This is a genomic window from Bradyrhizobium oligotrophicum S58 (assembly GCF_000344805.1).
Lineage (GTDB): Bacteria > Pseudomonadota > Alphaproteobacteria > Rhizobiales > Xanthobacteraceae > Bradyrhizobium > Bradyrhizobium oligotrophicum.
The window spans coordinates 7,442,238-7,465,649 of record NC_020453.1; the positions used below are offsets into that span (position 1 = coordinate 7,442,238).

Annotated in this window: 28 protein-coding genes; 8 read left to right on the forward strand and 20 right to left on the reverse strand. The window is 63.7% G+C overall.

Features of this window, described 5'->3' with window-relative positions; genetic code table 11:
• Nucleotides 1-2: 2 nt before the first annotated feature.
• Together S58_RS32195 and S58_RS32200 are read left to right on the forward strand one after the other, a co-directional pair.
• The gene (locus tag S58_RS32195; RefSeq protein ID WP_015669622.1) at nt 3-374 is read left to right on the forward strand and encodes a DUF883 family protein; all 372 of its coding nucleotides are present in this window, start codon (nt 3-5) and stop codon (nt 372-374) included.
• 110 nt (nt 375-484) lie between these two features.
• Entirely contained in the window at nt 485-928 is a 444-nt protein-coding gene (locus S58_RS32200) for a hypothetical protein (protein ID WP_015669623.1), read from the forward strand.
• 73 nt (nt 929-1,001) lie between these two features.
• On the opposite strand, the gene S58_RS32205 is transcribed toward S58_RS32200, so the two are convergent.
• Nucleotides 1,002-1,442 (reverse strand): hypothetical protein, encoded by a 441-nt coding sequence (locus S58_RS32205; protein WP_015669624.1) that lies wholly within the window; start codon nt 1,440-1,442, stop codon nt 1,002-1,004.
• Nucleotides 1,443-1,868: 426 nt separating this feature from the next.
• Between S58_RS32205 and S58_RS32210 the strand changes: the two genes are divergently transcribed.
• The gene (locus tag S58_RS32210) at nt 1,869-2,201 is read left to right on the forward strand and encodes an energy transducer TonB family protein (RefSeq protein WP_244440676.1); all 333 of its coding nucleotides are present in this window, start codon (nt 1,869-1,871) and stop codon (nt 2,199-2,201) included.
• A 140-nt stretch (nt 2,202-2,341) separates the two neighbouring features.
• Here the strand turns inward: S58_RS32210 and S58_RS32215 are convergent, their stop codons facing one another.
• Nucleotides 2,342-3,145 (reverse strand): response regulator, encoded by an 804-nt coding sequence (locus S58_RS32215; protein ID WP_042340361.1) that lies wholly within the window; start codon nt 3,143-3,145, stop codon nt 2,342-2,344.
• Between the two features lie 196 nt (nt 3,146-3,341).
• On the opposite strand from S58_RS32215, the gene S58_RS32220 reads away from it, so the two are divergent.
• Together S58_RS32220 and S58_RS32225 are read left to right on the forward strand one after the other, a co-directional pair.
• The gene (locus S58_RS32220; protein WP_042341055.1) at nt 3,342-3,578 is read left to right on the forward strand and encodes a NepR family anti-sigma factor; all 237 of its coding nucleotides are present in this window, start codon (nt 3,342-3,344) and stop codon (nt 3,576-3,578) included.
• Entirely contained in the window at nt 3,579-4,127 is a 549-nt protein-coding gene (locus S58_RS32225) for a sigma-70 family RNA polymerase sigma factor (RefSeq protein ID WP_015669628.1), read from the forward strand.
• Between the two features lie 135 nt (nt 4,128-4,262).
• Here the strand turns inward: S58_RS32225 and S58_RS32230 are convergent, their stop codons facing one another.
• The 15 genes from S58_RS32230 to urtA all read right to left on the reverse strand — a co-directional run bounded on the left by S58_RS32230 (nt 4,263) and on the right by urtA (nt 18,332).
• Nucleotides 4,263-5,918: a CHASE domain-containing protein gene (locus S58_RS32230; protein ID WP_015669629.1), complete on the reverse strand. Its 1,656-nt coding sequence runs from the start codon at nt 5,916-5,918 to the stop codon at nt 4,263-4,265.
• A 300-nt stretch (nt 5,919-6,218) separates the two neighbouring features.
• Nucleotides 6,219-6,842: an urease accessory protein UreG gene (ureG, locus tag S58_RS32235; protein WP_015669630.1), complete on the reverse strand. Its 624-nt coding sequence runs from the start codon at nt 6,840-6,842 to the stop codon at nt 6,219-6,221.
• A gap of 139 nt (nt 6,843-6,981) precedes the next feature.
• A complete protein-coding gene (locus S58_RS32240) occupies nt 6,982-7,710 on the reverse strand; it encodes an urease accessory protein UreF (RefSeq protein ID WP_042340362.1) in 729 nt (242 codons plus the stop codon).
• A complete protein-coding gene (gene ureE, locus S58_RS32245) occupies nt 7,691-8,320 on the reverse strand; it encodes an urease accessory protein UreE (RefSeq protein WP_015669632.1) in 630 nt (209 codons plus the stop codon). The genes S58_RS32240 and ureE overlap by 20 nt, the downstream gene beginning before the upstream one ends.
• Nucleotides 8,321-8,347: 27 nt before the next feature.
• Nucleotides 8,348-8,647, reverse strand: a complete 300-nt coding sequence (locus tag S58_RS32250; protein ID WP_015669633.1) for a putative quinol monooxygenase — start codon at nt 8,645-8,647, stop codon at nt 8,348-8,350.
• A gap of 47 nt (nt 8,648-8,694) precedes the next feature.
• Nucleotides 8,695-10,410, reverse strand: a complete 1,716-nt coding sequence (ureC, locus tag S58_RS32255) for an urease subunit alpha (RefSeq protein ID WP_015669634.1) — start codon at nt 10,408-10,410, stop codon at nt 8,695-8,697.
• 54 nt (nt 10,411-10,464) lie between these two features.
• Nucleotides 10,465-11,004, reverse strand: a complete 540-nt coding sequence (locus S58_RS32260; RefSeq protein WP_015669635.1) for an HD domain-containing protein — start codon at nt 11,002-11,004, stop codon at nt 10,465-10,467.
• A gap of 4 nt (nt 11,005-11,008) precedes the next feature.
• Nucleotides 11,009-11,314, reverse strand: a complete 306-nt coding sequence (locus S58_RS32265) for an urease subunit beta (protein ID WP_015669636.1) — start codon at nt 11,312-11,314, stop codon at nt 11,009-11,011.
• A 127-nt stretch (nt 11,315-11,441) separates the two neighbouring features.
• Entirely contained in the window at nt 11,442-11,744 is a 303-nt protein-coding gene (locus S58_RS32270) for an urease subunit gamma (protein WP_015669637.1), read from the reverse strand.
• A 49-nt stretch (nt 11,745-11,793) separates the two neighbouring features.
• The gene (locus tag S58_RS32275; protein ID WP_015669638.1) at nt 11,794-12,630 is read right to left on the reverse strand and encodes an urease accessory protein UreD; all 837 of its coding nucleotides are present in this window, start codon (nt 12,628-12,630) and stop codon (nt 11,794-11,796) included.
• Nucleotides 12,631-12,689: 59 nt separating this feature from the next.
• Nucleotides 12,690-13,385 (reverse strand): urea ABC transporter ATP-binding subunit UrtE, encoded by a 696-nt coding sequence (gene urtE, locus S58_RS32280; protein ID WP_015669639.1) that lies wholly within the window; start codon nt 13,383-13,385, stop codon nt 12,690-12,692.
• Between the two features lie 3 nt (nt 13,386-13,388).
• The gene (gene urtD / locus S58_RS32285; protein WP_015669640.1) at nt 13,389-14,150 is read right to left on the reverse strand and encodes an urea ABC transporter ATP-binding protein UrtD; all 762 of its coding nucleotides are present in this window, start codon (nt 14,148-14,150) and stop codon (nt 13,389-13,391) included.
• Between the two features lie 4 nt (nt 14,151-14,154).
• Nucleotides 14,155-15,318, reverse strand: coding sequence for an urea ABC transporter permease subunit UrtC (gene urtC / locus S58_RS32290; RefSeq protein WP_015669641.1), 1,164 nt, complete (start codon nt 15,316-15,318; stop codon nt 14,155-14,157).
• Nucleotides 15,315-16,877, reverse strand: coding sequence for an urea ABC transporter permease subunit UrtB (gene urtB, locus S58_RS32295; protein WP_377812517.1), 1,563 nt, complete (start codon nt 16,875-16,877; stop codon nt 15,315-15,317). Before urtB ends, urtC begins: the two co-directional genes overlap by 4 nt.
• 132 nt (nt 16,878-17,009) lie before the next feature.
• The gene (urtA, locus tag S58_RS32300) at nt 17,010-18,332 is read right to left on the reverse strand and encodes an urea ABC transporter substrate-binding protein (protein ID WP_015669643.1); all 1,323 of its coding nucleotides are present in this window, start codon (nt 18,330-18,332) and stop codon (nt 17,010-17,012) included.
• A 508-nt stretch (nt 18,333-18,840) separates the two neighbouring features.
• Between urtA and S58_RS32305 the strand changes: the two genes are divergently transcribed.
• From S58_RS32305 to S58_RS32315, 3 genes are all read left to right on the forward strand, one after another.
• Nucleotides 18,841-20,256, forward strand: a complete 1,416-nt coding sequence (locus S58_RS32305; protein ID WP_015669644.1) for a DEAD/DEAH box helicase — start codon at nt 18,841-18,843, stop codon at nt 20,254-20,256.
• A gap of 24 nt (nt 20,257-20,280) precedes the next feature.
• Entirely contained in the window at nt 20,281-20,571 is a 291-nt protein-coding gene (gene infA, locus S58_RS32310; RefSeq protein WP_015669645.1) for a translation initiation factor IF-1, read from the forward strand.
• A 302-nt stretch (nt 20,572-20,873) separates the two neighbouring features.
• A complete protein-coding gene (locus tag S58_RS32315; protein ID WP_006612155.1) occupies nt 20,874-21,086 on the forward strand; it encodes a cold-shock protein in 213 nt (70 codons plus the stop codon).
• Between the two features lie 330 nt (nt 21,087-21,416).
• Here the strand turns inward: S58_RS32315 and S58_RS32320 are convergent, their stop codons facing one another.
• The 3 genes from S58_RS32320 to S58_RS32330 all read right to left on the reverse strand — a co-directional run bounded on the left by S58_RS32320 (nt 21,417) and on the right by S58_RS32330 (nt 23,375).
• Complete coding sequence (locus tag S58_RS32320) at nt 21,417-22,001, reverse strand: TadE/TadG family type IV pilus assembly protein (protein ID WP_015669646.1); 585 nt, start codon at nt 21,999-22,001, stop codon at nt 21,417-21,419.
• A 17-nt stretch (nt 22,002-22,018) separates the two neighbouring features.
• Nucleotides 22,019-22,564, reverse strand: a complete 546-nt coding sequence (locus tag S58_RS32325) for a TadE/TadG family type IV pilus assembly protein (protein WP_015669647.1) — start codon at nt 22,562-22,564, stop codon at nt 22,019-22,021.
• 310 nt (nt 22,565-22,874) lie between these two features.
• Entirely contained in the window at nt 22,875-23,375 is a 501-nt protein-coding gene (locus tag S58_RS32330) for a pilus assembly protein N-terminal domain-containing protein (protein ID WP_015669648.1), read from the reverse strand.
• Nucleotides 23,376-23,412 lie beyond the last annotated feature (37 nt).

Here is a 23,412-nt window from a genome sequence, read left to right on the forward strand (position 1 = left end):
CCATGTCACCGACCGACGGTGAGACCGCCTTCAAGGATCTCACTGACAAAGCGAACTATGAACGCCTGCAGAAGGATGTCCACGCCGTGAAGAACGATATCGCAGCTCTCACCGACCAGATCACCGACGCGCTGAACGCCTTCGCCGGCCAGGCCGGCAAGCAAGCCCGCAGCGGCTATCGCCAGGCGCGTGACAATATGGACCAGACCTTCGACGACATGTCGGAACGCGGTGGCGCGATGCTGGGCGCGGCTCAGGACGCTGCGAATTCGTTGGAGGAGCGGTTGGAAGACGTGATCTCCCAGCGCCCGCTGGCGACCGTAGGTCTTGCGCTCGGCCTGGGATTTCTGATCGGCGCGGCGTGGCGGCGCTGAGACCCACTTCAGCAGCCGCGCAGATCTTTGTGAGCTGATGAGTCGGCGCCGCAAGCGGCGCCGATTTGAATTTATCCGATTGCCATTCAAGAGAAGTGGGGAGAGCACCTATGCTTCAGCGCCTGATCGCAGACGTCAAGGAATCGACCGGGCACACCCTCCGGCTCACGTCTCTCGCGCTTGCGGCTGCAGCGGGGTTGTTCGTGACGACGTGCTTCCTCTGCGCCGCCGCCTTCGTCGCCGTGCTCCAGCGCTACGGCCTGATTGCAGCTTGCCTCGCGGGTGCGGCCATATTCTTCGTGGTGACGTTGATCGCTGCGATCAGCTACATGGTCCGCAAGCGGTCGCTCGCTAAGCGCATGCCCCGCCCGACTGAAGCTGCACGGTCGGCCGCGCAGTCGCTTCTCGCGGATCCGATGCTGTTGGCCAGTGGCCTGCAGCTCGTGCGCATGATCGGGGTCAAGCGCCTGATCCCCATTCTTGCCGTGGGCGGGCTCGCGCTCGGCCTCCTCGCCCGTAGCCAGATGACGGAAAATGCGGAGCCGGCGGAATAGTCGCCAGCGCTCGGATCGTGAACGCCTATTGTAGCTAGAGATCCGCTCGCTGAGGGTCACCGCAAGCGATAGCTCAGGTCACGCAGCGTCCCGGTTGCAACCGCTTTGCAATCTCGGTCAGCACGGAAACGGACGGCTCACAGGCAACCGGCCGCTTTGCATCGCGCCGCTCGGTCTCCGTGGTGATGATCCGCGAACCCTGCGGCGACGCACCCTGGCGATCCCGCAGCTCCGTACCGGCGAGCGGCAGCCGCAACAGGAACGAGGTATCGGTGAACGCAGCGAGCTTGATGGAGACCGTCTGCGTTGGCGCAGCGTTCGCTACCGCGGCAGCGCGATCAGCCTTGCTCGCCCGGTTGACATCGTTCACGCCCGCCGACAGCTCCGCCTGATTGGACGCCTGCGTGGGCAGGTCAGCGGCGAGATCGTGCCCGGAGGCGAGTTGCATCGCACCCACGAGCATTGCCGAAGCCGCGAGTGTGCCCAGGGTGACGACTTTTCCAGTCTGCGACATTGTCTCTGCTCCCCCGCCAGCGGGCGATCGGCATACCAACGTAAGTCGCAGCAACTGGGTTCTCGGACGGGCAAATCACTTAACCGTGTGTCAACGCATGCAGCATTTGCGAAAATATTTGCTCCACCTCGGAACGACTTCTTGGGCCGTGCGTCATCATGGCAGCCGGTTATTCCCCCTGCCCCATTGACCGGCGACGCGGGGCACCGCCGTGGTGATGCCGGCGGTGCCCCGCATTCTTTTGCAGCGTCGAGCTGGCATATGGCATCGCTTCCCACTCAGCCCTCCCAACGGTATATGTCGGCCCCGCTGCAGCTTTGTTGCTTGCGCGTGGGGACGGAGATGCAGAGGACGTCGGGTTTCGCTGGCGGGGTGCGGAAGGTCGGACTGGCGCTGGCCATCATGAGTCTGCTTCCAGCCCCTGGGATGGCCGACGGCGGCAAGGAGATTTGGATCAAGAGCCTCCTCAGGCAGCTGAATACTCAGCGCCGCTATCCGGCTCGGGCCACCGACGAAGGCGGGACCGCCAAGGTCGTCTTCCGTATCGACCGCGCCGGCCATCTGGTCTCCACGGCCTTGGTCGAAAGCACCGGCGACCCCGCGCTGGATCAGGAGGCGCTGGCCATGGTCAAGCGTGCGCAGCCGTTTGCGCCACCGCCGCCAGAGCTGGCCGATAGTGAGCTGACCTTGCTCTTGCCAGTCGTCTTCGCCCCTCGGCGGACGTCGGACGTCATCAAGCTCCGCGCAGCAACGCTTTAGTCGAACAGACCAGACCGAAACGGCGCCCCCGCTCGGGAAGGCTCGACTGCGCACCGCTGTGATTTTGCACCCGGCGCCAAACAAAACGGCGCGCCCACCAGGAGCGCGCCGAAAAAAGATAACCAAAGTTAATCGGTGTCTCAGGCGGCCGGCTTCGGCATCCGGTTGCGCGAGTTGCGCTGGAAGAACAGGGCCTGGCTGGCCACGGCCGAAACCATGGCCGGCTGGAACGGCTTGGAGATCAGGAACGCCGGCTCAGGGCGCTCACCGGTGAGGAACCGTTCCGGATAGGCCGTGATGAAGACAACCGGAACCTCGAACGTCCGCAGCAATTCGTTGACGGCGTCGAGACCCGACGAGCCATCGGCAAGCTGGATGTCGGCCAGGATCAGGCCGGGCTTCTTGTTCTTGGCAAGCGCGACGGCATCGGCATGCGTTCGCGCGACGCCAATGACGTTGTGCCCGAGATTCTTGACGAGGCTCTCGAGGTCCATGGCGATGAACGTCTCGTCCTCGATGATCAGCACGTCGGTTGCGATCTCCACCGCGAGCTCGCGACCGGCCGCATCCGCCAAACGTCGGGTTTCCGCGACATCGATGTCGAGAATGAACGACACTTCCTCTTCCGGGAAGCCCTCGAGCGACAACAGCAGAAATGCCTGCCGCGGTAGTGGGGTGATGTTCGAGAGGCGGCGCTCCGGGGGCATCGGCAACGTCGCCACCTCGGCGTCATCATTGAGTGCAACCGAGTTCCAGATCTGGGTAAACAGCCGGAACAGAGCGGCCCGCGCGCCATAGCGCTCGTCCAACAGCTCCGGATCCTGGATCAGAGCCTCCAGCATCGCGCCGACGTAAGCGTCTCCAGAACCCTGGCTGCCAGTGAGGGCACGCGCATACCGGCGCAATAACGGCAAATGTTCAGCAACTAGCTGTGATCGGCTCATCCCCACTCCATTTGGTATTCTGGGCTTCGGCCCGGGTTCCATGACGGGCTAATTACGCTCGAAACGAAGAAAAGTTCCCCGCACGCGTGGAACTTTTGTCGCCCGGTTGCATTAGTTCCCGGTCATACCCCCTCGACAGCGAGGATAATTCTTGAAGCTTCAGGGACTTAACTCTCGGGGAAACGTGGAAAAGGTCATGAAAGATGTAAAGTCTCAAGCCAGCAGGAATGCGGCACCGCGTAAGCCCGGCGGACTCAACGCGGAGATCCAATCCAGAATCGGTCATCAACTTCGCGCGATGTACGACGATGTCGTTCGTCAGGGGGTTCCGGATCGGTTTACGGATTTGATCCGCAAGCTTGATGGACCGACAGCTCAGTCCCACGTGGAGAATGGCGGGGGATCCAACGACCAAAACGACGGGAGGGAGTGAATGCCTCTCACTGATTCCTTGCGGGACGATATCCTCGCGGCCGTCCCAAGCCTCCGTGCATTTGCTATTTCCTTGAGTGGTAACAGCGATCGCGCCGATGATCTGGTGCAGGAGACACTGCTTCGGGCGCTGGCGAACATCGATTCGTTTCAACCGGGCTCCAATCTGCCCGCGTGGCTGTTTACGATTCTGCGCAACCTGTTCCGCTCCGACTATCGCAAACGTCGTCGTGAAGTCGAAGATGCCGAAGGCAACTACGCCAAGACGCTCAAGACGCACCCCTCGCAGGGTGCCCATCTCGAGTTCGAAGAGTTTCGCGCAGCACTCGAGAAGCTGCCTCAGGATCAACGCGAAGCGCTGATCCTGGTCGGAGCATCCGGATTCTCATACGAGGATGCGGCGGCAATCTGCGGCTGCGCCGTGGGCACGATCAAGAGCCGCGTCAACCGCGCGCGCTCGAAACTCGCGGCACTGCTCTATGTCGAAGGCGCCGAGGATTTCGGCCCCGACGAGACGATACGGGCCGTGATCGGCGGCAGCGGCGGCTGATCGCGCCTTTCATCTAAGCCAGAAGAGGCGGCGTTCCCAAAGGGAAACGCCGCCTCTTCTTCATTTGTATTGTCTCGTTTGTCTTGTCTCGACGGCTGCTGCTCGAAACTCGCGCTCGGCCAGGGCCACCGCGAGTTATCGCGATGGATGAACAGGGGCCGAAAACTGCTCGGTACGATCGCGCTCGGTCATGTCGATGACGGTCTCCATCGGCGCGGACAATTCGTAGACGTAGCTCGCCTCGGTGAAGAAGCGCTTGGACGTGCCGCCGAGCGCCTCGGGGGCGACGCGATCGAGCAGAATCAGCCCGAAATCGCTGTCGGGCCGCCGCGTCGCCTCGCTGGTGTTGCACTCCTCCCAGCGGAAATTGAACATGGAATTGGGCTCCTCGCCCGTCACTTCCCATTTCGCGGTGATGTGCGGGTGCTTGCCGACCAGCGACAGCCCTTCGTCAGAGTGCGACGCGAGCTCGAAGAACAGCAGTGACAGGCTCTGCGCCGCCCGCGCGCTCACCGTGATATCGGGACCACTGACGGCAATCCGCTCGGCATGCGGAATGGCGCGAGCCTCGAACAGGCCGCGGAGCTGGACGCCCTGCCATTGGCTCTCGCTCAGCAACGTCACCACGTTCGACATCGCGTGGATGCGCCCGATCAGAAGCTCGCGGGCCACGTCGATATCGCTGCCATGGCGCAACGTCCGCGTCACGATGGACTGGATCACCGCAAGGATGTTCTTGACCCGGTGGTTGAGCTCATCGATGACCGCCGTCAAGCGGCGCTCGAAGCCGATCCGCACCTGGATTTCCCGGCTCAATCGCAGATTATTGTAGGCGACATAGCCGAACAGGCCGCAAATGATTCCGGTCAGAGCCAGCCCGATCACCCCCACGATTGCCGCGGTCTGTTGCGCCCGCCGCACCGCGTTGCTCTTGGCGTAGTAGACCAGCGACCAGTCATGGTTGCCGAATGCCACCGTGCGGATCGACGATGGCGCCGGATCGTCCGGGCCACGCGTCCGGTTGGTCACCGCCCCCTGGTCGTTGGCGACCAGTTCGTCGGAGGCGTTGCGCGGGTCCTTCAAGGCGACCGAGAACAACGACAGATCGTCATTGGTGAGCAGTAGCGGCCCGATCTCGTAGGAGAACGTGACGAAGCCGGCCGGCGCGGTCGCCCCCTGCGGGACCACGGGGGCCGCCAGAACGATCCCGATCGGACCATCGACCCGCAACAGCGGCGTCGGGTCGGACGCGACCGGCTTGCCCTCCGCCATCGCCCTCGCCAGCATCGGCCCGACGATCGGCTGCCGATCCAGCGCCACGCCGGGAAGCTTCGAGGTTTCGGCGTTGCGCGGCTCCAGATCCATCAGCACGTCGAGCGGGCGATCGATGCTGGGACCGAGCGGCGTGTCGTCGTAATTGCGGATGGTCGGGTTCGGAAAGCCCGCCTGGCGCAATTCGGCCTGCGCCACGGGAAGCTCATCGGGCCGCAGCCGCGCGATCCACGACGCCACCACGAAATCGGTCTTGAATGCGTAGATCGACGACCGCAGCGGCTCGAGCATGTTGGCCTTGATCACCGACGGCGCCCTGAACAGCCCCGAGGCCACCCGGGCGAGCAGCTCGCGCTCGGTCAGCCGGTCCTGGACGAGGCTGGCATGGACGTCGATGGCGCGCGCCAGTGCAATGCGGTCGAGGGCCAGTTCCTGGTCATGAACGCGGTAAGCCGCCAAGCCGGATAGCGCCGTCCCGAGCAGCGCGATCACACCGATGATGACACCCAGCCGAAGCACTCGTTTACTCTAAGGTGAAGGGTTGGCGGAGGAGAAAACGAGTCATCCAATAACCGGGCCTGCTACTCAAGTATCGCGCACCTCGAGGTGAGCGGAAGTGATCGAAGCGATCACCGGAAACGATCCCATGATACCGGTCACGGCCATCCCACCAGCCGCCAATGCGCCTCGCGGGAGGCACACCCCGGGTCGAGGCAACACCCCGGAGCATAAGTTGTTCCGCCAGGTGAGGCTTTTTTGCGTCTACTACAACAGCTGACACGTTCGGCAACGATGTGGCGACCTCGGCAGATTAGTCGCTCAGGCCGACGTTTTCAGGCCGCCCTTGGCCTCGATGAAGCCAATGATACTGTCGAGCCCCTGACTTTTCTTCAGATTGGTCATGACGAAAGGGCGCTCGCCGCGCATCCGCCTGGCGTCCGTTTCCATCTTCTCGAGAGAAGCGCCGACATGCGGCGCGAGGTCGATCTTGTTGATGACCAGCAGGTCCGAGCGGGTAATCCCGGGACCGCCCTTGGAGGGGATCTTGTCGCCGGCGGCGACGTCGATGACGTAGATCGTGATGTCGGCCAGTTCCGGCGAGAACGTCGCGGCCAGATTGTCACCGCCGGATTCGATCAGGACCAGATCGAGCCCGGGGAACTTGGCGCGCATGTCGGCGACGGCCGCGAGATTCATCGACGCATCTTCCCGGATCGCCGTGTGCGGACAGCCCCCGGTCTCGACGCCGGCAATGCGGTCCGGGGTCAGCGAGCCGGAGCGGACGAGGTATTCGGCATCCCACTTCGTATAGATGTCGTTGGTGATGGCCGCGATATCGTAGCGCCCACGCATCGACTTGCAGAGGAGATCCATCAGCGCGGTCTTTCCGGATCCGACCGGACCACCGACGCCCACGCGAAGCGGACCATGAGACGAAGCCATATTGATTGCCCTTCTGCCGTTCCCAAGGGGGAAGCGAAATCCTCAGATCCCATTTATCGCAATGTCCATGGACCCGCGCATTCAAATTCAACCGGCCGCTGGCGATGGAGCATCAGGCCGAAGGGACTGCGTCAGCGCCTCACGATCGGAACAGCCGCGTATACTGCGTCTCGTGGCTAAGACTGGCGAGATCGGAACGGAACGTGGAGCTGCCGACCTCGTCGAGCGAGGCTGACGCGGCGCGTGCCGCGGTCGCCGTCACGACCGACTCGAGGGCAGCCAGCACGCGCTGGCTCTCGGTCTGGCCGAGCGGGATCAAACGACTGCCCGCCGAAATCCAGTTCGAGGTCACGGCATGCAGGAAGGCGTGCAGCAGCGGCCGCAACGGGATCTCATGAATGGCCCCCACCAATCCCACCGCAACGGGATAGACGATGGTCTCGCATTGCGCCACGGCCTCGTCGAGCCCAGCGCGGCTCCAGGCGGAACGCGCAATCTCGATGAAGGCGCGCCCTTGCGCGGTTGTTTCCAGTTGCCGCTCACGCGACGGCACGAAGGCGGCCGCGAGCTCGGCCACTTCGCGGAGGGTCGCCATGTCGTCCAGCTCGACCGCCCGGTGCGCGTGCACGAGGAAAACCGCATCGCAGAAGCCGGCCCCGTCCGTGAGCATCGTCGAAAGCCAGCCGCGAAGCGAGGCGGCATCGCTGATGTCGCCGGCTTCGACGGCCCATTCGATGCCGCTGGAATAAGAGAAGCCGCCGACCGGGAACGCCGGCGACAGCCACGTCATCAGCCGATAGAGCGCGGCGGCTTCGAGCTCGGTCAGCACCTCCAAGGAGCTCGTTCGCTCACTTGTGGTCGTGAGCATGGGAATGACCGTGATGATGGTCGTGGCCGCAGTGCTCGTCATGCTCATGATGATGATCATCATGCGCGTGGCCGTGGCCGTGGCCGTGATGCGCATGATCGTGGTCACCATGACCGTGACCATGGCCATGATGCTCATGCCCCTGATGATCATGGTCATCATGACCAGGCGCATGGCTGGGCTCGGCATAGGCTCCGCCCTCCGGATCGAACGGTGCCTCAATCTCGATGACGCGCGCACCGAGGCCCTTGACCATCGCCTCGATCACATGGTCGCGACGGATGCGCAGGCTCTTGGCCATGAGCTGGGTCGGCAGATGCCGGTTGCCGAGGTGCCAGGCGAGCCGCACCAGGTGATGCGGATCGGCGGCACGGATCTCGAGCAGCGGCTCGGCGGCGGCCACGACCTCGATCAGCCGTCCGTCCTCCAGCACCAGGGCATCGCCACCGCGAAGTGCGGTGGCGTGCTCGAGGTCGAGCAGGAACTCCAGCCCGCGCGTACCGGTCATCACCAGACGCCGGCGATGCCGATCATCGAAATCGAGCAGGACGGAATCGGCTGCAGCCTCTTTCCAACGATGCTGCCCGAGCACGCGGGTGGCGCGGATCATGCTGAAATCCTCATTCTCTTATTCCGCTCAGCGGACATCGACCTTCTCGGGCGTAATGATCTCGATCTTCGGCGGCGCCGACATGCATTGGACCGCAACGCGTCCGAACGTTTTCATGTGCTCGGTCGAACGGTGCGGCACCAAGGCCTCGGCATTCTCCCACTGCTCGACGAACACCATCTTGCTCGGATCGGTGACGCTCTCATGCAAATCATAGGCGATATTGCCGGGTTCTTTGCGGGTCCCCGCAATGCAGGCGGTCGCAGCGGCAATGAATTCCGCACGGGTTTCGGGCTTGATGGTCAAGGTGGCAACGACATAGATCACGAACTCGTCCTCCCGGTACTTTTCTGGTTCTGATACCGGGCGGAAGCCTAGTACATGAAGTACCGCTGCGCCATGGGCAGCACCTCGGCCGGCTCGCAGGTCAGGAGCTCGCCGTCGGCGCGCACCTCATAGGTCTCCGGATCGACCTCGATGTTCGGCGTCGCATCGTTGTGAATCATGCTCTTCTTCGAGATGCGGCCCCTGGTGTTCTGCACCGCATAGAGCTTCTTGGAGAGGCCGAGCTTGCGGGCAAGCCCGCCGGTGATGGCCGCCTTCGAGGTGAAGATCACCGAGGAGGCTGTCAGCGACTTGCCGAAGGCGCCGAACATCGGCTGGTAATGCACCGGCTGCGGCGTCGGAATCGAGGCGTTGGGATCGCCCATCGGCGCCGCCACGATGGTGCCGCCCTTGATCACGCAGTCCGGCTTGACGCCGAAGAAGGCGGGCGACCACAGCACGAGGTCGGCGAGCTTGCCCTTTTCCACCGAGCCGATCAGCTTCGACACGCCGTGCGCAATCGCAGGGTTGATCGTGTACTTGGCGATGTAGCGCCTGACACGGAAATTGTCGTTGTCCTTGCCCTTGTCCTGCGGCAGCGCGCCACGCTGCTTCTTCATCTTGTCGGCGGTCTGCCAGGTCCGGATGATGACCTCGCCAAGCCGGCCCATCGCCTGCGAGTCCGACGACATCATCGAGAGCGCGCCGAGATCGTGCAGGATGTCTTCCGCGGCGATCGTTTCCTTGCGGATGCGGCTCTCGGCAAAGGCGAGGTCTTCCGCAATCGACGGATCGAGATGATGGCACACCATCAGCATGTCCAGATGCTCGTCGATGGTGTTGCGTGTGAACGGCCGCGTCGGGTTCGTCGAGGACGGCAGCACGTTCTTCAGGCCGGCGACCTTGATGATATCGGGGGCGTGGCCGCCGCCAGCGCCCTCGGTATGGAAGGCGTGGATGGTGCGGCCCTTGAAGGCCTTGATCGTGTCCTCGACGAAGCCAGATTCGTTCAGCGTGTCGGAATGCAGCATCACCTGCACGTCGTAGTCGTCCGCGACCGAGAGACAATTGTCGATCGCCGCCGGCGTCGTGCCCCAGTCCTCGTGCAGCTTCAGCGCGCAGGCGCCGGCCTTGATCATCTCGACCAGCGCGGCCGGGCGCGAGGCGTTGCCCTTGCCGGAAATGCCGAGGTTGACCGGGAATGCGTCGAACGACTGCATCATCCGCCCGATGTGCCAGGGGCCGGGCGTGCAGGTGGTGGCGAAGGTGCCGTGCGACGGACCGGTGCCGCCGCCGAGCAGCGAGGTGACGCCCGACATCAACGCGTGCTCGATCTGCTGTGGGCAGATGAAATGGATGTGACTGTCGAAGCCGCCGGCGGTGAGGATCTTGCCTTCGCCTGCGATCACGTCGGTGCCGGGGCCGATCACGATGGTCACGCCGGGCTGGATGTCCGGATTGCCCGCCTTGCCGATCGCGCTGATCATGCCCTCTTTGATTGCGACGTCGGCCTTCACCACACCCCAGTGATCCACGATCAGCGCATTGGTGATGACGGTGTCGGCGGCCCCCTGCTTGTTGGTCGCCTGCGACTGGCCCATGCCGTCACGGATCACCTTGCCGCCGCCGAACTTCACCTCCTCGCCATAGATGGTGAAGTCCTTCTCGACCTCGATGATCAGATCGGTGTCGGCAAGCCGAACCTTGTCGCCAACGGTCGGACCGAACATGTCGGCATAGACGGAACGCTTGATCTTGACGGACATCGATGGCCCCCAACTAGCTTTGCTTGTCTTGATTTCGAGATGCCGGCGAACCGCTCACAGCGTGCCCCGCGCATGGGCGACGGTCTCGTCGAACAGGGCGTCCAGCGCCGCATTCACGCCGCGGCAGCCGGCGACCACCTGCTCGGCCCAGCCGAGATACTCCATCAGCTCGAGCTGCTGCTCGAGGTCCGGCTCGAAGAAGACGCGCGTCCGGATATTGCTGATCTTGTCGGCGATCTTGATCTGCTTGGCGCCATCAGATTTGCCGGGAGCCGCGATGACCTGGACCGCGCGCCGCTCGCTCTTCGGCAGGGTCATGTCATCGGTCACTTCCTCGACCATATCAGCCACGCGTGCCCCGAAGCGTTCGGTCAGCTCGGCATGGGTCGTGTCGGTGTCCTCGATGGTGTCGTGGAGCCAGCCGGCTGCGACCAGCTCGGCATCCTCGCCGTTGCTGGCGATCGACAGGATGTTCGCGACCTCAGCGAGATGATTGATGTACGGCTCCTCGTCGCGGCCCTTGCGCTGCCGGCCAGCATGACGGCGCGCTGCCAGTTCGGCCGCTTCGGAGACGAGGCGCAACCCGGTCAGCATCGGCTTACAACTTGCCCATCACGTCGCCACGGAAGCCGTAGACCGTGCGCTTGCCGGCGAGAGCCACCAGTTGCACGTCACGGGTCTGGCCCGGCTCGAAGCGCACGGCCGTCCCGGCCGCTATGTCGAGGCGCATGCCGCGCGCTTTTTTCCGGTCGAACTTCAGCGCCGGATTGGTCTCGAAGAAGTGGTAGTGCGAGCCGACCTGGATCGGCCGGTCGCCGGTGTTCGCAACTGACAGCGTCACGGTCTTGCGGCCGGCATTGAGCTCGATCTCGCCGTCCTGGATGAAGAGTTCGCCGGGGATCATGTTGTCTCTCTCCGTCATTCCGGGGCGGTCCGCAGGAGCGAAGCCGGAATCTCAAACAATTATTTCCAAACCATCTCTGGATTCCGGGTCCAGCGCGCCGCGCTGTCCCGGAATGACATGCAAGAATTCAGCGGATCGGCTCGTGCACGGTGACGAGCTTGGTGCCGTCCGGAAACGTCGCCTCGACCTGGATGTCGTGAATCATCTCGGGGATGCCCGGCATCACCTGGTCGCGGGTCAGGACCTGGGCGCCGGCCTGCATCAACTCGGCCACGGTGCGGCCGTCGCGCGCGCCTTCCAAAATGAAGTCGGAGATGATCGCGACCGCCTCGGGATGGTTCAGCTTGACGCCGCGCTCCAGTCTGCGGCGGGCTACGATGGCCGCCATCGAAATCAGGAGCTTGTCTTTTTCGCGGGGAGACAGGTTCATGCGGAAATCTCGAGTGATCGTCTTCTGGTAATCGTTGGTTGGTAAACGTCTAGTTGAGCCACAGCCGCGGCAGCGGCCCAGTCGAAGCGCAGCCGAGCACCGCCATCATGTCGGCGCGCAGGCTCGCGGCATCTTGGGCACAGAAGCGTGCCATTGCAAATCCATTCCAGGCCGACAGCCCGGCCTCCCCTCGGAAGGCTGGCAGGCTCTCCCTGATGCGCTCGACCAGCGCGGCGTCGCCGGGGACGATCAGCGCCGTCCCGATTGCCGCGGCGCCCTTGGCGATCGCGGGCTGCGCCAGCTTCTCGCCGATGTTGCCGTCGAGGCGGACCGTCTCGGCGAACACGAGTTTGCCGCCACGCCGCAGCCGCCAGCGATCGACGAATTCGCCCTCGCGCATGCGCTCGCCCATGGCCGTGCGGCCGAACACGACGATCTCGCACAACAGCAACGAGGCGGTGTCAGCGAGGTCGATGTCGATGCGGCGATGGATGCGGGCGCGGTCGAACAGGATCGTCTCCTGCGGCAGCCAGGAGATGTGGGCGTTCGCTGCCGCCTTGAGCGAAATAGCCAGCTCCGCCGGCTTGCCGGAAGCCCGATAGACCTTCTCGGCCGCGGCGCTCGACAATGTGACGCGGCTGCCCTCGCCGGCCGCGACCTCAATCGCGAAGCGGTCACCGCCGGCAACGCCGCCGGCCGTGTTGACGAACATCGCCGACAGACCGTCGTCCTCGGGCGAGGGGAAGCGGACCCGCAGCGAACCGGACTCATACAGATGGTGGCGCCGCGTCACGCCGTCTTGCAGCCGCACGTCGAAGTGCACCGCGCCGCGGGCGCGGTTGGCCTCGAAGATGTCGGCGGCGACGGTGGCAGGATCGGCTCGCATCGATCCCCTCCCCCGGGACCAGACGCGGGCGAGACCGCGTCGAGAAGCTCAAGTGATCGTCACAGCGCCATCTGGCGGCTGATCTCGGCCGGATCGAGATTGGCGCGGGTGCAGGAATATTTCACGGCGCCACGATCCATGACGGCGAAGTTGTCGCCGAGTTCGCAGGCAAAGTCGAGATATTGCTCGACCAGGACGATGGCGATGTTGCCGAGATTACGCAGGTACGAAATGGCCCGGCCGATGTCCTTGATGATCGAGGGCTGGATGCCCTCGGTCGGCTCATCGAGAAGCAGAAGCTTTGGCCGCATCACCATGGCGCGGCCGATCGCGAGCTGCTGCTGCTGGCCGCCGGAGAGGTCGCCGCCACGCCGGCCGAGCATCGACTGCAGCACCGGAAACAGCGAGAACACGTCGTCCGGAATGCTGCGGTCGGCGCGCTTCAGCGGTCCGAAGCCGGTCTTGAGGTTCTCCTCGACCGTCAGCAGCGGGAATATCTCGCGGCCCTGCGGCACGAAGCCGATGCCCTTGCGCGCCCGCTCATACGGCTTCAGATGGGTGATGTCGGCGCCGTCGAAAGTGATGCTGCCGGAGGCCAGCGGATACTGACCGACCAGCGCGCGCAGCAGCGAGGTCTTGCCGACGCCGTTGCGGCCGAGCACGCAGGTGACCTTGCCGGGCTCCGCTGCGATCGACACGCCGCGCAGCGCCTGGGCGGCGCCGTAATAGAGGTTGATGTCCTTGACGTCCAACATCGCCTAGCGCCCCAGATACACTTCGATCACCCGATCGTTCGACGACACCTGATCGATGGTGCCCTCGGCCAGGACAGTGCCTTCATGCAGGCAGGTGACCTTGACGCCGAGTTCGCGAACAAAGGTCATGTCGTGCTCGACGACCATGACGGTGTGATCCCGATTGATTTCCTTCAGCAGCTCGGCCGTCTGATGCGTCTCGACATCGGTCATGCCGGCGACCGGCTCGTCGACCAGCAGCAGCTTCGGGTCCTGCGCCAGGAGCATGCCGATCTCCAGCCACTGCTTCTGGCCGTGCGACAGGCTGCCGGCGAGCTTGCGCCGGAGATCCTTGAGCCGCACGGTTTCGAGCACCCGGTCGATCTGCTCGGCTTCGTTTCTCGATCCGCGCCAGAACAGCGTGCCCTTGACGCTGTGGTCGACGTTGAGGGCGAGCAGCAGGTTGTCCTCGACCGACTGGCTCTCGAACACCGTCGGCTTCTGGAACTTGCGGCCGATGCCGAGCTCGGCGATGCGCGTCTCGTCCAAACGCGTGAGGTCCGTCTTGCCGTCGAACAGCACCGTACCTTCGTCCGGCTTGGTCTTGCCGGTGATGATGTCCATCATCGTGGTCTTGCCGGCGCCGTTCGGGCCGATGATGGCGCGCATCTCGCCGGGCTCGAGCGTCAGCGAGAGGTTGTTGATGGCGTGGAAGCCGTCGAAGGAGACGTGCACGGCGTCGAGATAGAGCAGCGACGACGTCGAGCGGGTATCCATCACGTTCATGGGATCACTCCGCCATCTTGGGTTCGGTGACGCCGTCCTCGCGGGCAGCGCTTTCGGCATTCGGCGTCTTGGTGCTGAGCTGGTCCCACCAGCTGTTGAAGGTGCCGATGATGCCCTTCGGCAGCAGCAGGGTCACCAGCACGAACAGCGCGCCGAGCATGAACAGCCAGTAGGGCGCGAGCAGGCCGGAGGTGAAGAAGGTCTTGGCGTAGTTGACCACGACCGCACCAAGTGCTGCACCAACCAGCGTGCCACGACCGCCGACCGCGACCCAGATCACCGCCTCGATCGAGTTGCCGGGCGCGAACTCGCTCGGATTGATGATGCCGACCTGCGGCACATAGAGCGCGCCGGCAACACCGGCCATGCAGGCCGACAGCGTGAATACGAACAGCTTGTAGGACTCGACGCGATAGCCGAGGAAGCGCGTCCGCGACTCGGCATCGCGGATCGCGATCAGCACCTTGCCGAGCTTCGAGGTCACGACCGCCCGGCAGATCAGGAAAGCTATGATCAGCGACAGACAGCTCAGCGCGAACAGCGCGGCGCGGGTGCCTTCCGCCTGAACGTTGAAGCCGAGGATGTCCTTGAAGTCGGTCAGGCCGTTGTTGCCGCCGAAGCCGAAATCGTTGCGGAAAAACGCGAGCAGCAGCGCGTAGGTCATCGCCTGGGTGATGATCGAGAGGTACACGCCGGTCACGCGCGAGCGGAACGCGAGCCAGCCGAAGCCGAAGGCGAGCAGGCCCGGCACCACCAGCACCATCAGCGCGGCGAACCAGAACATGTCGAAGCCGTGCCAGTACCAGGGCAGCTTGGCATAGTTCAGGAACACCATGAAGTCCGGCAGCAGCGGATTGCCGTAGACGCCGCGGGTGCCGATCTGGCGCATCAGATACATGCCCATCGCGTAGCCGCCGAGCGCGAAGAAGGCGCCGTGGCCGAGCGAGAGGATGCCGCAATAACCCCAGATCAGGTCGATCGAGAGCGCCAGGATCGCGTAGCAGACATACTTGCCCCACAGCGCGACCAGATAGGTCGGCACCTGCAGCGCGGAGCCTGCCGGCAGCAGCAGGTTTGACAGCGGGATCAGGATGCCGCAGGCGGCAACGACCAGCAGGAAGATCGACGCGCCGCGGTCAAGCGAGCGGGTCAGCAAATGCGGCATCATGCTTCCACCGCCCGGCCCTTGAGCGCGAACAGGCCGCGCGGGCGCTTCTGAATGAACAGGATGATCAGGACCAGGATCGCGATCTTGCCGAGCACGGCGCCCGCCACCGGCTCCAGGAACTTGTTGGCGATGCCGAGCGTGAAGGCGCCGACCAAGGTGCCCCAGAGATTGCCGACGCCGCCGAACACCACGACCATGAAGGAGTCGATGATGTAGCTCTGGCCGAGGTTCGGGCTGACGTTATCGATCTGCGACAGAGCTACGCCGGCGATGCCCGCGATGCCCGAGCCGAGCCCGAAGGTCAGCGCATCGACGCGCGAGGTGGCGATGCCCATCGATGCCGCCATGCGGCGGTTCTGCGTCACCGCGCGCATTTCGAGGCCGAGCGCGGTGTAGCGCAGCATCGCCAGCAGGATGACGAACACCGCCATCGTGAAGCAGAGAATCCAGAGCCGGTTGTAGGTGATGGTGATCTGGCCGAGCTCGAACGCGCCGCTCATCCAGGAGGGATTGCCGACCTCGCGGTTGGTCGGACCGAACGCGGACCGCACCGCCTGCTGCAGGATCAGCGACAGGCCCCAGGTGGCGAGTAGCGTCTCCAAGGGCCTTCCGTAGAGGAAGCGGATGATGGTGCGCTCGATCAGCACGCCGATCGCGCCGGCGACCAGGAAGGCGAGCGGTGCGGCGATCAGGAGCGAGTAGTCGAACAGCGCCGGGTAGCGCGTCCGGATGACCTCCTGCACCACAAACGTGGTGTAGGCGCCGAGCATCACCATCTCGCCATGGGCCATGTTGATGACGCCCATGACACCGAAGGTGATGGCCAATCCGATGGCCGCGAGCAGCAGCACCGAGCCGAGCGACAGGCCATACCAGGCGTTCTGCACACCGGACCAGATCGCCAGCGAGCCCTGGATCGAGACAATCGCGCTCGCCGCGGCCTTGGTGACATTGGCCGGCTGATCGCCACCGCTGATCTCCGTCAGCAGCGCCAGCGCCTCCTGATCGCCGCGCGCCTTCACCGTGGCGACCGCTTCGAGCTTGTCGACCTCGCTGGCGTCGGACTTGAACAGGAAGATGGCGGCGCGCGCGTCGGCAAGCGCCTGCTTGACCGCGCGATTGGTTTCCTTGGCGAGCGCCGACTCAACGGTCGGCAGCGTCGCCTCGTCATGTGATTTGAATACCGACTTGGCGGCCGACAGGCGCGTGTTCACGTCCGGCGACAGCAGCGTCAGGCCGCCCAGCGCGGCGTCGACGCTGCGGCGGAGGCGATTGTTGAGGCTGACCGCTGCGGCAGTGTCGGGAAGCTTGTCGACGGCGGCACCGGTCGCGGCATCGATGATCCTGCCGTCGGTCTGCTTGACATAGACCTTCTTGCTCTCGGCATCGAACATCAGCCGCTCGTCCTGCAGCGCGCTGATGATCGGGAACGCCAGCGGGTTGCCGGAAACAGCGATCTCGCCCACCGCATCGTCGGTGTCGGAGAAATCGTCATTGGCCAACTTCGCAACGGACTCTTCGAAACTGGCGGCGAAAGCCGGAGCGGTCGCGACGATCAAAGCAATGGATAGAAGAAGGCTGCGCACAAGCGCGAGAACAATGGCAGGCACTGGACCACCCCGGCAGGAGGAAGAGAGAAGGCGGCATTGTTCGCCGCCTTCTCCGGTCGTGATGACGTCGTCAGGCTCGGATCAGGTGCCCGAACCCAGGCACTTGTTGGTCTTGACGTTGAAGTTGCCGCACTTCTTGCCGACCCAGTCGCCGATCAGGTCCTTGGAGCCCTCGAGCTCCTTCGACCAGGCGTCGCCCGGGACGAGGTCCTTGGTCTTGTAGACGACGCTGAACTGGCCATCGCCCTTGATCTCGCCGATGAACACCGGCTTGGTGATGTGGTGGTTCGGCAGCATCTTCGACACGCCGCCGGTCAGGTTCGGCGCCTCGGTGCCCGGGAGAGCATCGATGACCTTGTCCGGATCGGTCGACTTCACCTTCTCGACCGCCTTCACCCACATGTTGAAGCCGATCACGTGGGCTTCCATCGGGTCGTTGGTCACGCGCTTCGGGTTCTTGGTGTAGGCCTGCCACTCCTTGATGAACTTCTCGTTGGCCGGCGTCTTGATCGACTCGAAGTAGTTCCAGGCGGCGAGATGGCCGACCAGCGGCTTGGTGTCGATGCCGGCGAGCTCTTCCTCACCCACCGAGAACGCGACGACCGGAATGTCCTTGGCCTTGATGCCCTGGTTGCCGAGCTCCTTGTAGAACGGAACGTTGGCGTCGCCGTTGATGGTCGAGACCACGGCGGTCTTCTTGCCGGCCGAGCCGAACTTCTTGATGTCGGCGACGATCGTCTGCCAATCGGAGTGACCGAACGGCGTGTAGTTGATCATGATGTCGTCCTGAGCCACGCCCTTCGACTTCAGGTAGGCTTCGAGGATCTTGTTGGTGGTGCGCGGATAGACGTAGTCGGTGCCGGCCAGCACCCAGCGCTTCACCTTCTCTTCCTTCATCAGGTAGTCGACCGCCGGGATCGCCTGCTGGTTCGGCGCCGCACCGGTGTAGAATACGTTGCGCTCGCTCTCCTCGCCCTCGTACTGGACCGGGTAGAACAGGATGCTGTTGAGCTCCTTGAACACCGGCAGCACCGACTTGCGCGACACCGAGGTCCAGCAGCCGAACACGACCGCGACCTTGTTCTTGGTGATCAGCTCGCGGGCCTTCTCGGCGAACAGCGGCCAGTTCGACGCGGGGTCGACCACGACGGCCTCGAGCTTCTTGCCGAGCACGCCGCCCTTCTTGTTCTGTTCGTCGATGAGGAACAGGATCGTATCCTTCAGCGTGGTCTCGCTGATGGCCATGGTGCCGGACAGAGAATGCAGAACGCCGATCTTGATCGTGTCGTCAGCGGCCATCGCCGGACCGAAGCCGGCAATGCCCAGCGCCAGGCCGGCAGCAGCAGCCAGCCAGCGACGGCGGCTGAACGGCGCCGTTAATTCCTGAGTGAGTCGATTAAGCATGAGGTAATATCTCCCTGACGCAGACGCGCTTCGCAGCCAAGGCGGCCGGCGGTCTGCGGCGGAAGAATCGCAAGAAGCATGCCATGCCCTTCACATCAGGCAAGCTATTGAACAGGATGAAAAATTTCGTTCGATCGCGACTCGCGGTCGCAGTGACTTGCACCTACATTGAGCAAGTTCACTGACTAATTCAGCGGCACGAAGATGTGTTTTTAAGCACTTTGTTTCGAATGACTAAATTTAAAGCAGCAGAGTACCACTTTCGGCGCCGCCCCGTGGCAGACCGGCCTTGAAAGTGCCGTCCGCATGTTCCATATATCTGATAGATCGAGGCGAATCGGCCGGATCTTTGCAAGCCGCGTGTTCTTCAGCTCGACCAGAGCTTTTGGCTTCGCATCCTCACCAATCCAATCCGGGCGCTCCCAACACGCGGGTGTCTCTCATCACCCGCCCGCGTCCGGCTGACATGCCGACACGGGCCTTATCCTCTTATGGAAAGCCCCATCTTTTGACATCCTTTCAGGATTTTAACCTCGCCGACGCGCTGACGCGCGCGCTGAAGGAAGAGAACTACACCACCCCCACCCCGATTCAGGCCCAGACCATCCCGATCGCGCTCCAAGGCCGGGACGTGGTCGGCATCGCGCAGACGGGAACCGGCAAGACCGCCTCGTTCGCGCTGCCGATCCTGCACCGCCTGCTTGAGAACCGCATCAAGCCGCAGCCTAAGACGGCGCGCGTGCTGGTGCTGAGCCCGACCCGCGAACTGTCCGGCCAGATCCTCGACAGCTTCAACACCTATGGCCGCCACATCCGGCTGAGCTCGGCGCTCGCGATCGGCGGCGTCCCGATGGGGCGTCAGGTCCGCGCCGTGATGCCCGGCCTCGAAGTGCTCGTCGCCACGCCGGGCCGGCTGCTCGACCTCGTCCAGGGCAATGCCTTGAAGCTGAGCCATGTCGAGTTTCTAGTGCTCGACGAAGCCGACCGCATGCTCGACATGGGCTTCATCAACGACATCCGGAAGATCGTCGCCAAGCTGCCGATCAAGCGGCAGACGCTGTTCTTCTCGGCCACCATGCCGAAGGACATCGCCGAGCTCGCCGATGCCATGCTGAGGGACCCGGCGCGGGTCGCGGTGACCCCGGTCTCCTCGACCGTCGAGCGGATCGCCCAGCGCGTGATCCAGGTCGACCACTCCGCCAAGCCGAACCTGCTGGCTCAGCTGCTCAAGCAGGAGCCGGTCAACCGCGCACTGGTGTTCACCCGCACCAAGCACGGCGCCGACAAGGTCGTGAAGAGCCTGGAGAAGGCCGGCATCCCGGCCCAGGCCATCCACGGCAACAAGTCGCAGAACCACCGCGAGCGCACTCTGGCGGCGTTCCGCACCGGTGAGATCCGTACGCTGGTCGCGACCGACATCGCGGCGCGCGGCATCGACGTCGATGGCGTCAGTCATGTCGTCAATTTCGACCTGCCGAACGTGCCCGAGACCTACGTCCACCGCATCGGCCGCACCGCCCGCGCCGGCGCCGAAGGCGTTGCGATCTCGCTGGTCGCCGGGCCGGACGAGATGTCCTACCTGCGTGACATCGAGCGGCTGATCAAGGTCTCGCTGCCGCGCGAAGATCGCCGCACGCCGGGCCATCGTGAGGCCGCCGCCCCGCCGGCCAAGCCGCAGCAGCATCGCGGCGGCCGTCCTGGCATGCAGAATGCGCGCGCCAACGAGGGCGGCAACGCCGCAAAAGGCCCTCGCCGTCGTCGCCGTTCCAATGCTAAGGTGCCGGCTCTGCCAGGCAATCGTCAGGAGCCCCAACGTCCGTCGCAAGGCGGCGGCAAGGCCGGGTCGATTCAGGGCGTTGCTTTCCTGCATCGCGAGGGCAGACCCAAAAACCACGCTCAAAACCGCAACCAACGGCCAAACTAGACGTCTGTCGATCTGGAGAAAGACATGGCTAAGGAAGAGCTGATCCAGTTCGAAGGGCTGGTCACCGAAATCCTTCCCGACGCGCGCTACCGCGTGCAACTGGATGCTGGGCACGAAATCGTTGCCTATACCGCCGGCAAGATGAAAAAGAATCGCATCAAGACCCTGGCGGGAGACCGCGTGACCGTCGAGATGTCGCCCTACGATCTGGAAAAGGGCCGGCTGATCTTCCGCCACAAGGACGAGCGCCCGAGCTCGGCCGGCGGACCTCCGCGCGGCGCAGCGCAGCGCGGCGGCCAGTTCCGTCGCCGCTGAAGTCTGGGGCGGAACGATGTTCCGCCCCGCCCCGGTAGCTTGCTCAGCCCTTGCGCAATCAGCGACAATCCAACGCGTCGGCGACCAGCCGGCGCGTCAAAAAATCGTGCGCCCTGCCGCACCTCAGGATTGTTTTGCGCGGCCACTTCCAATAATATATCCCGCAATCGATTTTCGGCCGGACGAGATTAGCTATTACCGGTACAGCCGGTTCAGACGCTGACGACCCTTCCAAAAATTCGATCTAACCAACCCAGACCCCTGGGTTACGACATTTGATATCTGAGAAGGGAACTACCCCCGTGAGCATGGGAACCGTGAAGTGGTTTAACGCGACCAAGGGCTATGGCTTCATTCAGCCGGATGACGGCGGCAATGACGTGTTCGTGCACATCAGCGCCGTCGAGCGTGCCGGTCTCGGAACGCTGCGCGAAGGCCAGAAGATCTCCTACGAGATCGTGGCAGACCGCCGTTCGGGCAAGTCGTCGGCCGACAATCTCCGCGCCGCCAATTGAGCGACGCCGGGGCAATCGCGCGATTGCCCAACTACGACACGAAAGGCCGCCTCGCGCGGCCTTTTTTATTACCGGCTGTCATTTATTACCCGGCTCTTAGTTGCCTGGAGCCTGATCCGAAAAAAGTGGGGAGCCGGCCTTCCCGCGCGACGAACGCCAAAGGCGGTTGCGTGGGGATCAAGCTCAAACAAGCAGATGAGATCATGATGCGATTCCGTGGAATCGCGCCATGATCTCATCGCTGTTGATCGCCTGGTCGTCTGTCGGTACGGACCGCAGCGCGCGAACGCCGCTCCGAGGGGCAAATGGCCGACGTCTCGCCCCCTGACCTCAGCAGGAGGTCGACGGGCTATAGAACACGCAGGTCGACTGCCGCGGACGGGTGTAAGCGACGTCGCTGAGATTGATCCCGGTCTTTCCCATCACATAGCCGATCGTCGGGACATACTGGTAGTTCACCTCGCTGAAGATCAGGTAGGTGCCGCTCACCAGCAGCTCCGCCGGCACACCCGCCGTCGTGCCGGGGGTCCGTGGCACCGAACCCTTGCTCCACTTGACGGTCGCCTGCTTGGTGGTCGGATCGACATAGAGCTCGGTGATCGTCGCGTTCACCGGCGTCGTCGAATACGGATACATGATGCCGGTCGAGGCGGCGAAAAAGTTGGACATGTCGCTGTCGCCGACCGAGGTCGACTGCGAGGTCAGGTCGGACAGGGTTCGGGCCATCAGCGTGACCTTGCGGTCGACCGCGATCGCCGAGCAGAATTCGACCGTGCCGAAGAACATCACCAGCATCAACGGCACGATGAAGGCGAACTCCGTCGCAGCGACACCGCGGCAATCGGCAAGGAAGGCGCCGGCGCGACGCCGCAGGCCGAAACTCGAAGACAGACCTGATAGTCTTCCGAAACGCATGATGTGTCCTGTCGCCGTTATGAATAAGGCTCGTTCTTGAACGCGGCCGTGCCGACCAGCAGCCGCTTGCTGCCCGACAGGTTGGCGATGTTGTAGCCGAGGCCCGTCACGAAGATCGGCCACTGATAGAACAGCCTGACGACGACGATGTCGCCTGCAGCGCCGGGGCTGTAGGTCATGTTGTTGACGAAGTTGCCGCTGTTGTCGATCTGGTTGCTGATCGAGACGCTGCCGAACGAGGAGTAGCTCTTCACGTCGATATAGATCTTGTTGCAGTCGAACAGCGCCGGAACCTGGGTGCAGACGTAGCTCGCGAACTGCGATTGCGTATAAGACCCCTGCTGCGCCTGGCCGGTCAGGATCATGCGCGCGGAGTCCTGCGTGATCGTCTCGAGCACCTGGCCGGCAAAGAACATCAGGGCCGTCTCGATGATCGCGAACAGAAGCGCGAAGAAGATCGGGGCGACGAGCGCGAATTCGAGCGCGGCCGACGCCCGCCGGTTGCGGCGGAAGCGTCGCAGCAGTCTGCGGATCGAACCGGTCGAAGGGACGGAGGCTTGCATCGTTTGGTCCGGAATTGGAAAGGCACATCAACCTGAGTGCAACGAATAGCGGAAACTCGTTCGCAAAGAGTTTCCTACAATCCGAACGGTCTGCCCGGCCGCGTCAATTTTTTGCTAACCATGGCCGCCGAAGGGCGCGCGCGAGCCCCATTTCTCGAACTGGCATGCGCAGCCGATCACCCGCCCGCCACCGAAATGGACGGACCGTCACGGCATCCGGAAGTCACGCCGGAACGGCGTCGCTGCCGAAGCGGGTCGCGGCACGACCAAGCCTCGCCCGTGGCTGCAGCACCGACGACGATGCCCGATCTCAGTTGGTCTTCGAAGCGGCCGCGGCATTGCCGCTGGCCTGGCTCGACATCGTACCGGCCTGATCGAGCACCGATTTGAAGTAGGTGTCACCGTCGCCCAAGGTCACGCGGCGCTGGCAGACCGGCATGCAGCTATAGGTTTCGCGGTCGACGCCGCGATACACCGTGACGAGGCGATCGGTCGGCCCGGCGACCTGGATCTGGCGATCGATCAGCACCTGTCCGCCGCGATCCATCGCGATGAAGTTGGTGGCGCCGTAGCTCTTGCCGGTGACGACGATGATGCCGCCGCTCTGCAGCGTCACGTCCGCGATCATCGGATTTCCGACCACGAGGGTGGCGACCCGGTCGGGCAGCTTGACCAGCTTGGCCTGATCGACGTTCACCGCGATGGCCGGATCCGGATCGGCCGAGGCGACTGCCGGCCATAGCAGCGCTGCCGCGACAGCGGTCCGCAGCGCGAAGGAAACACAAGGACGGCACGATACTCTGAACGACATACTCAACCCCGGGACATTGACGAGCCGTCTCAAGCGA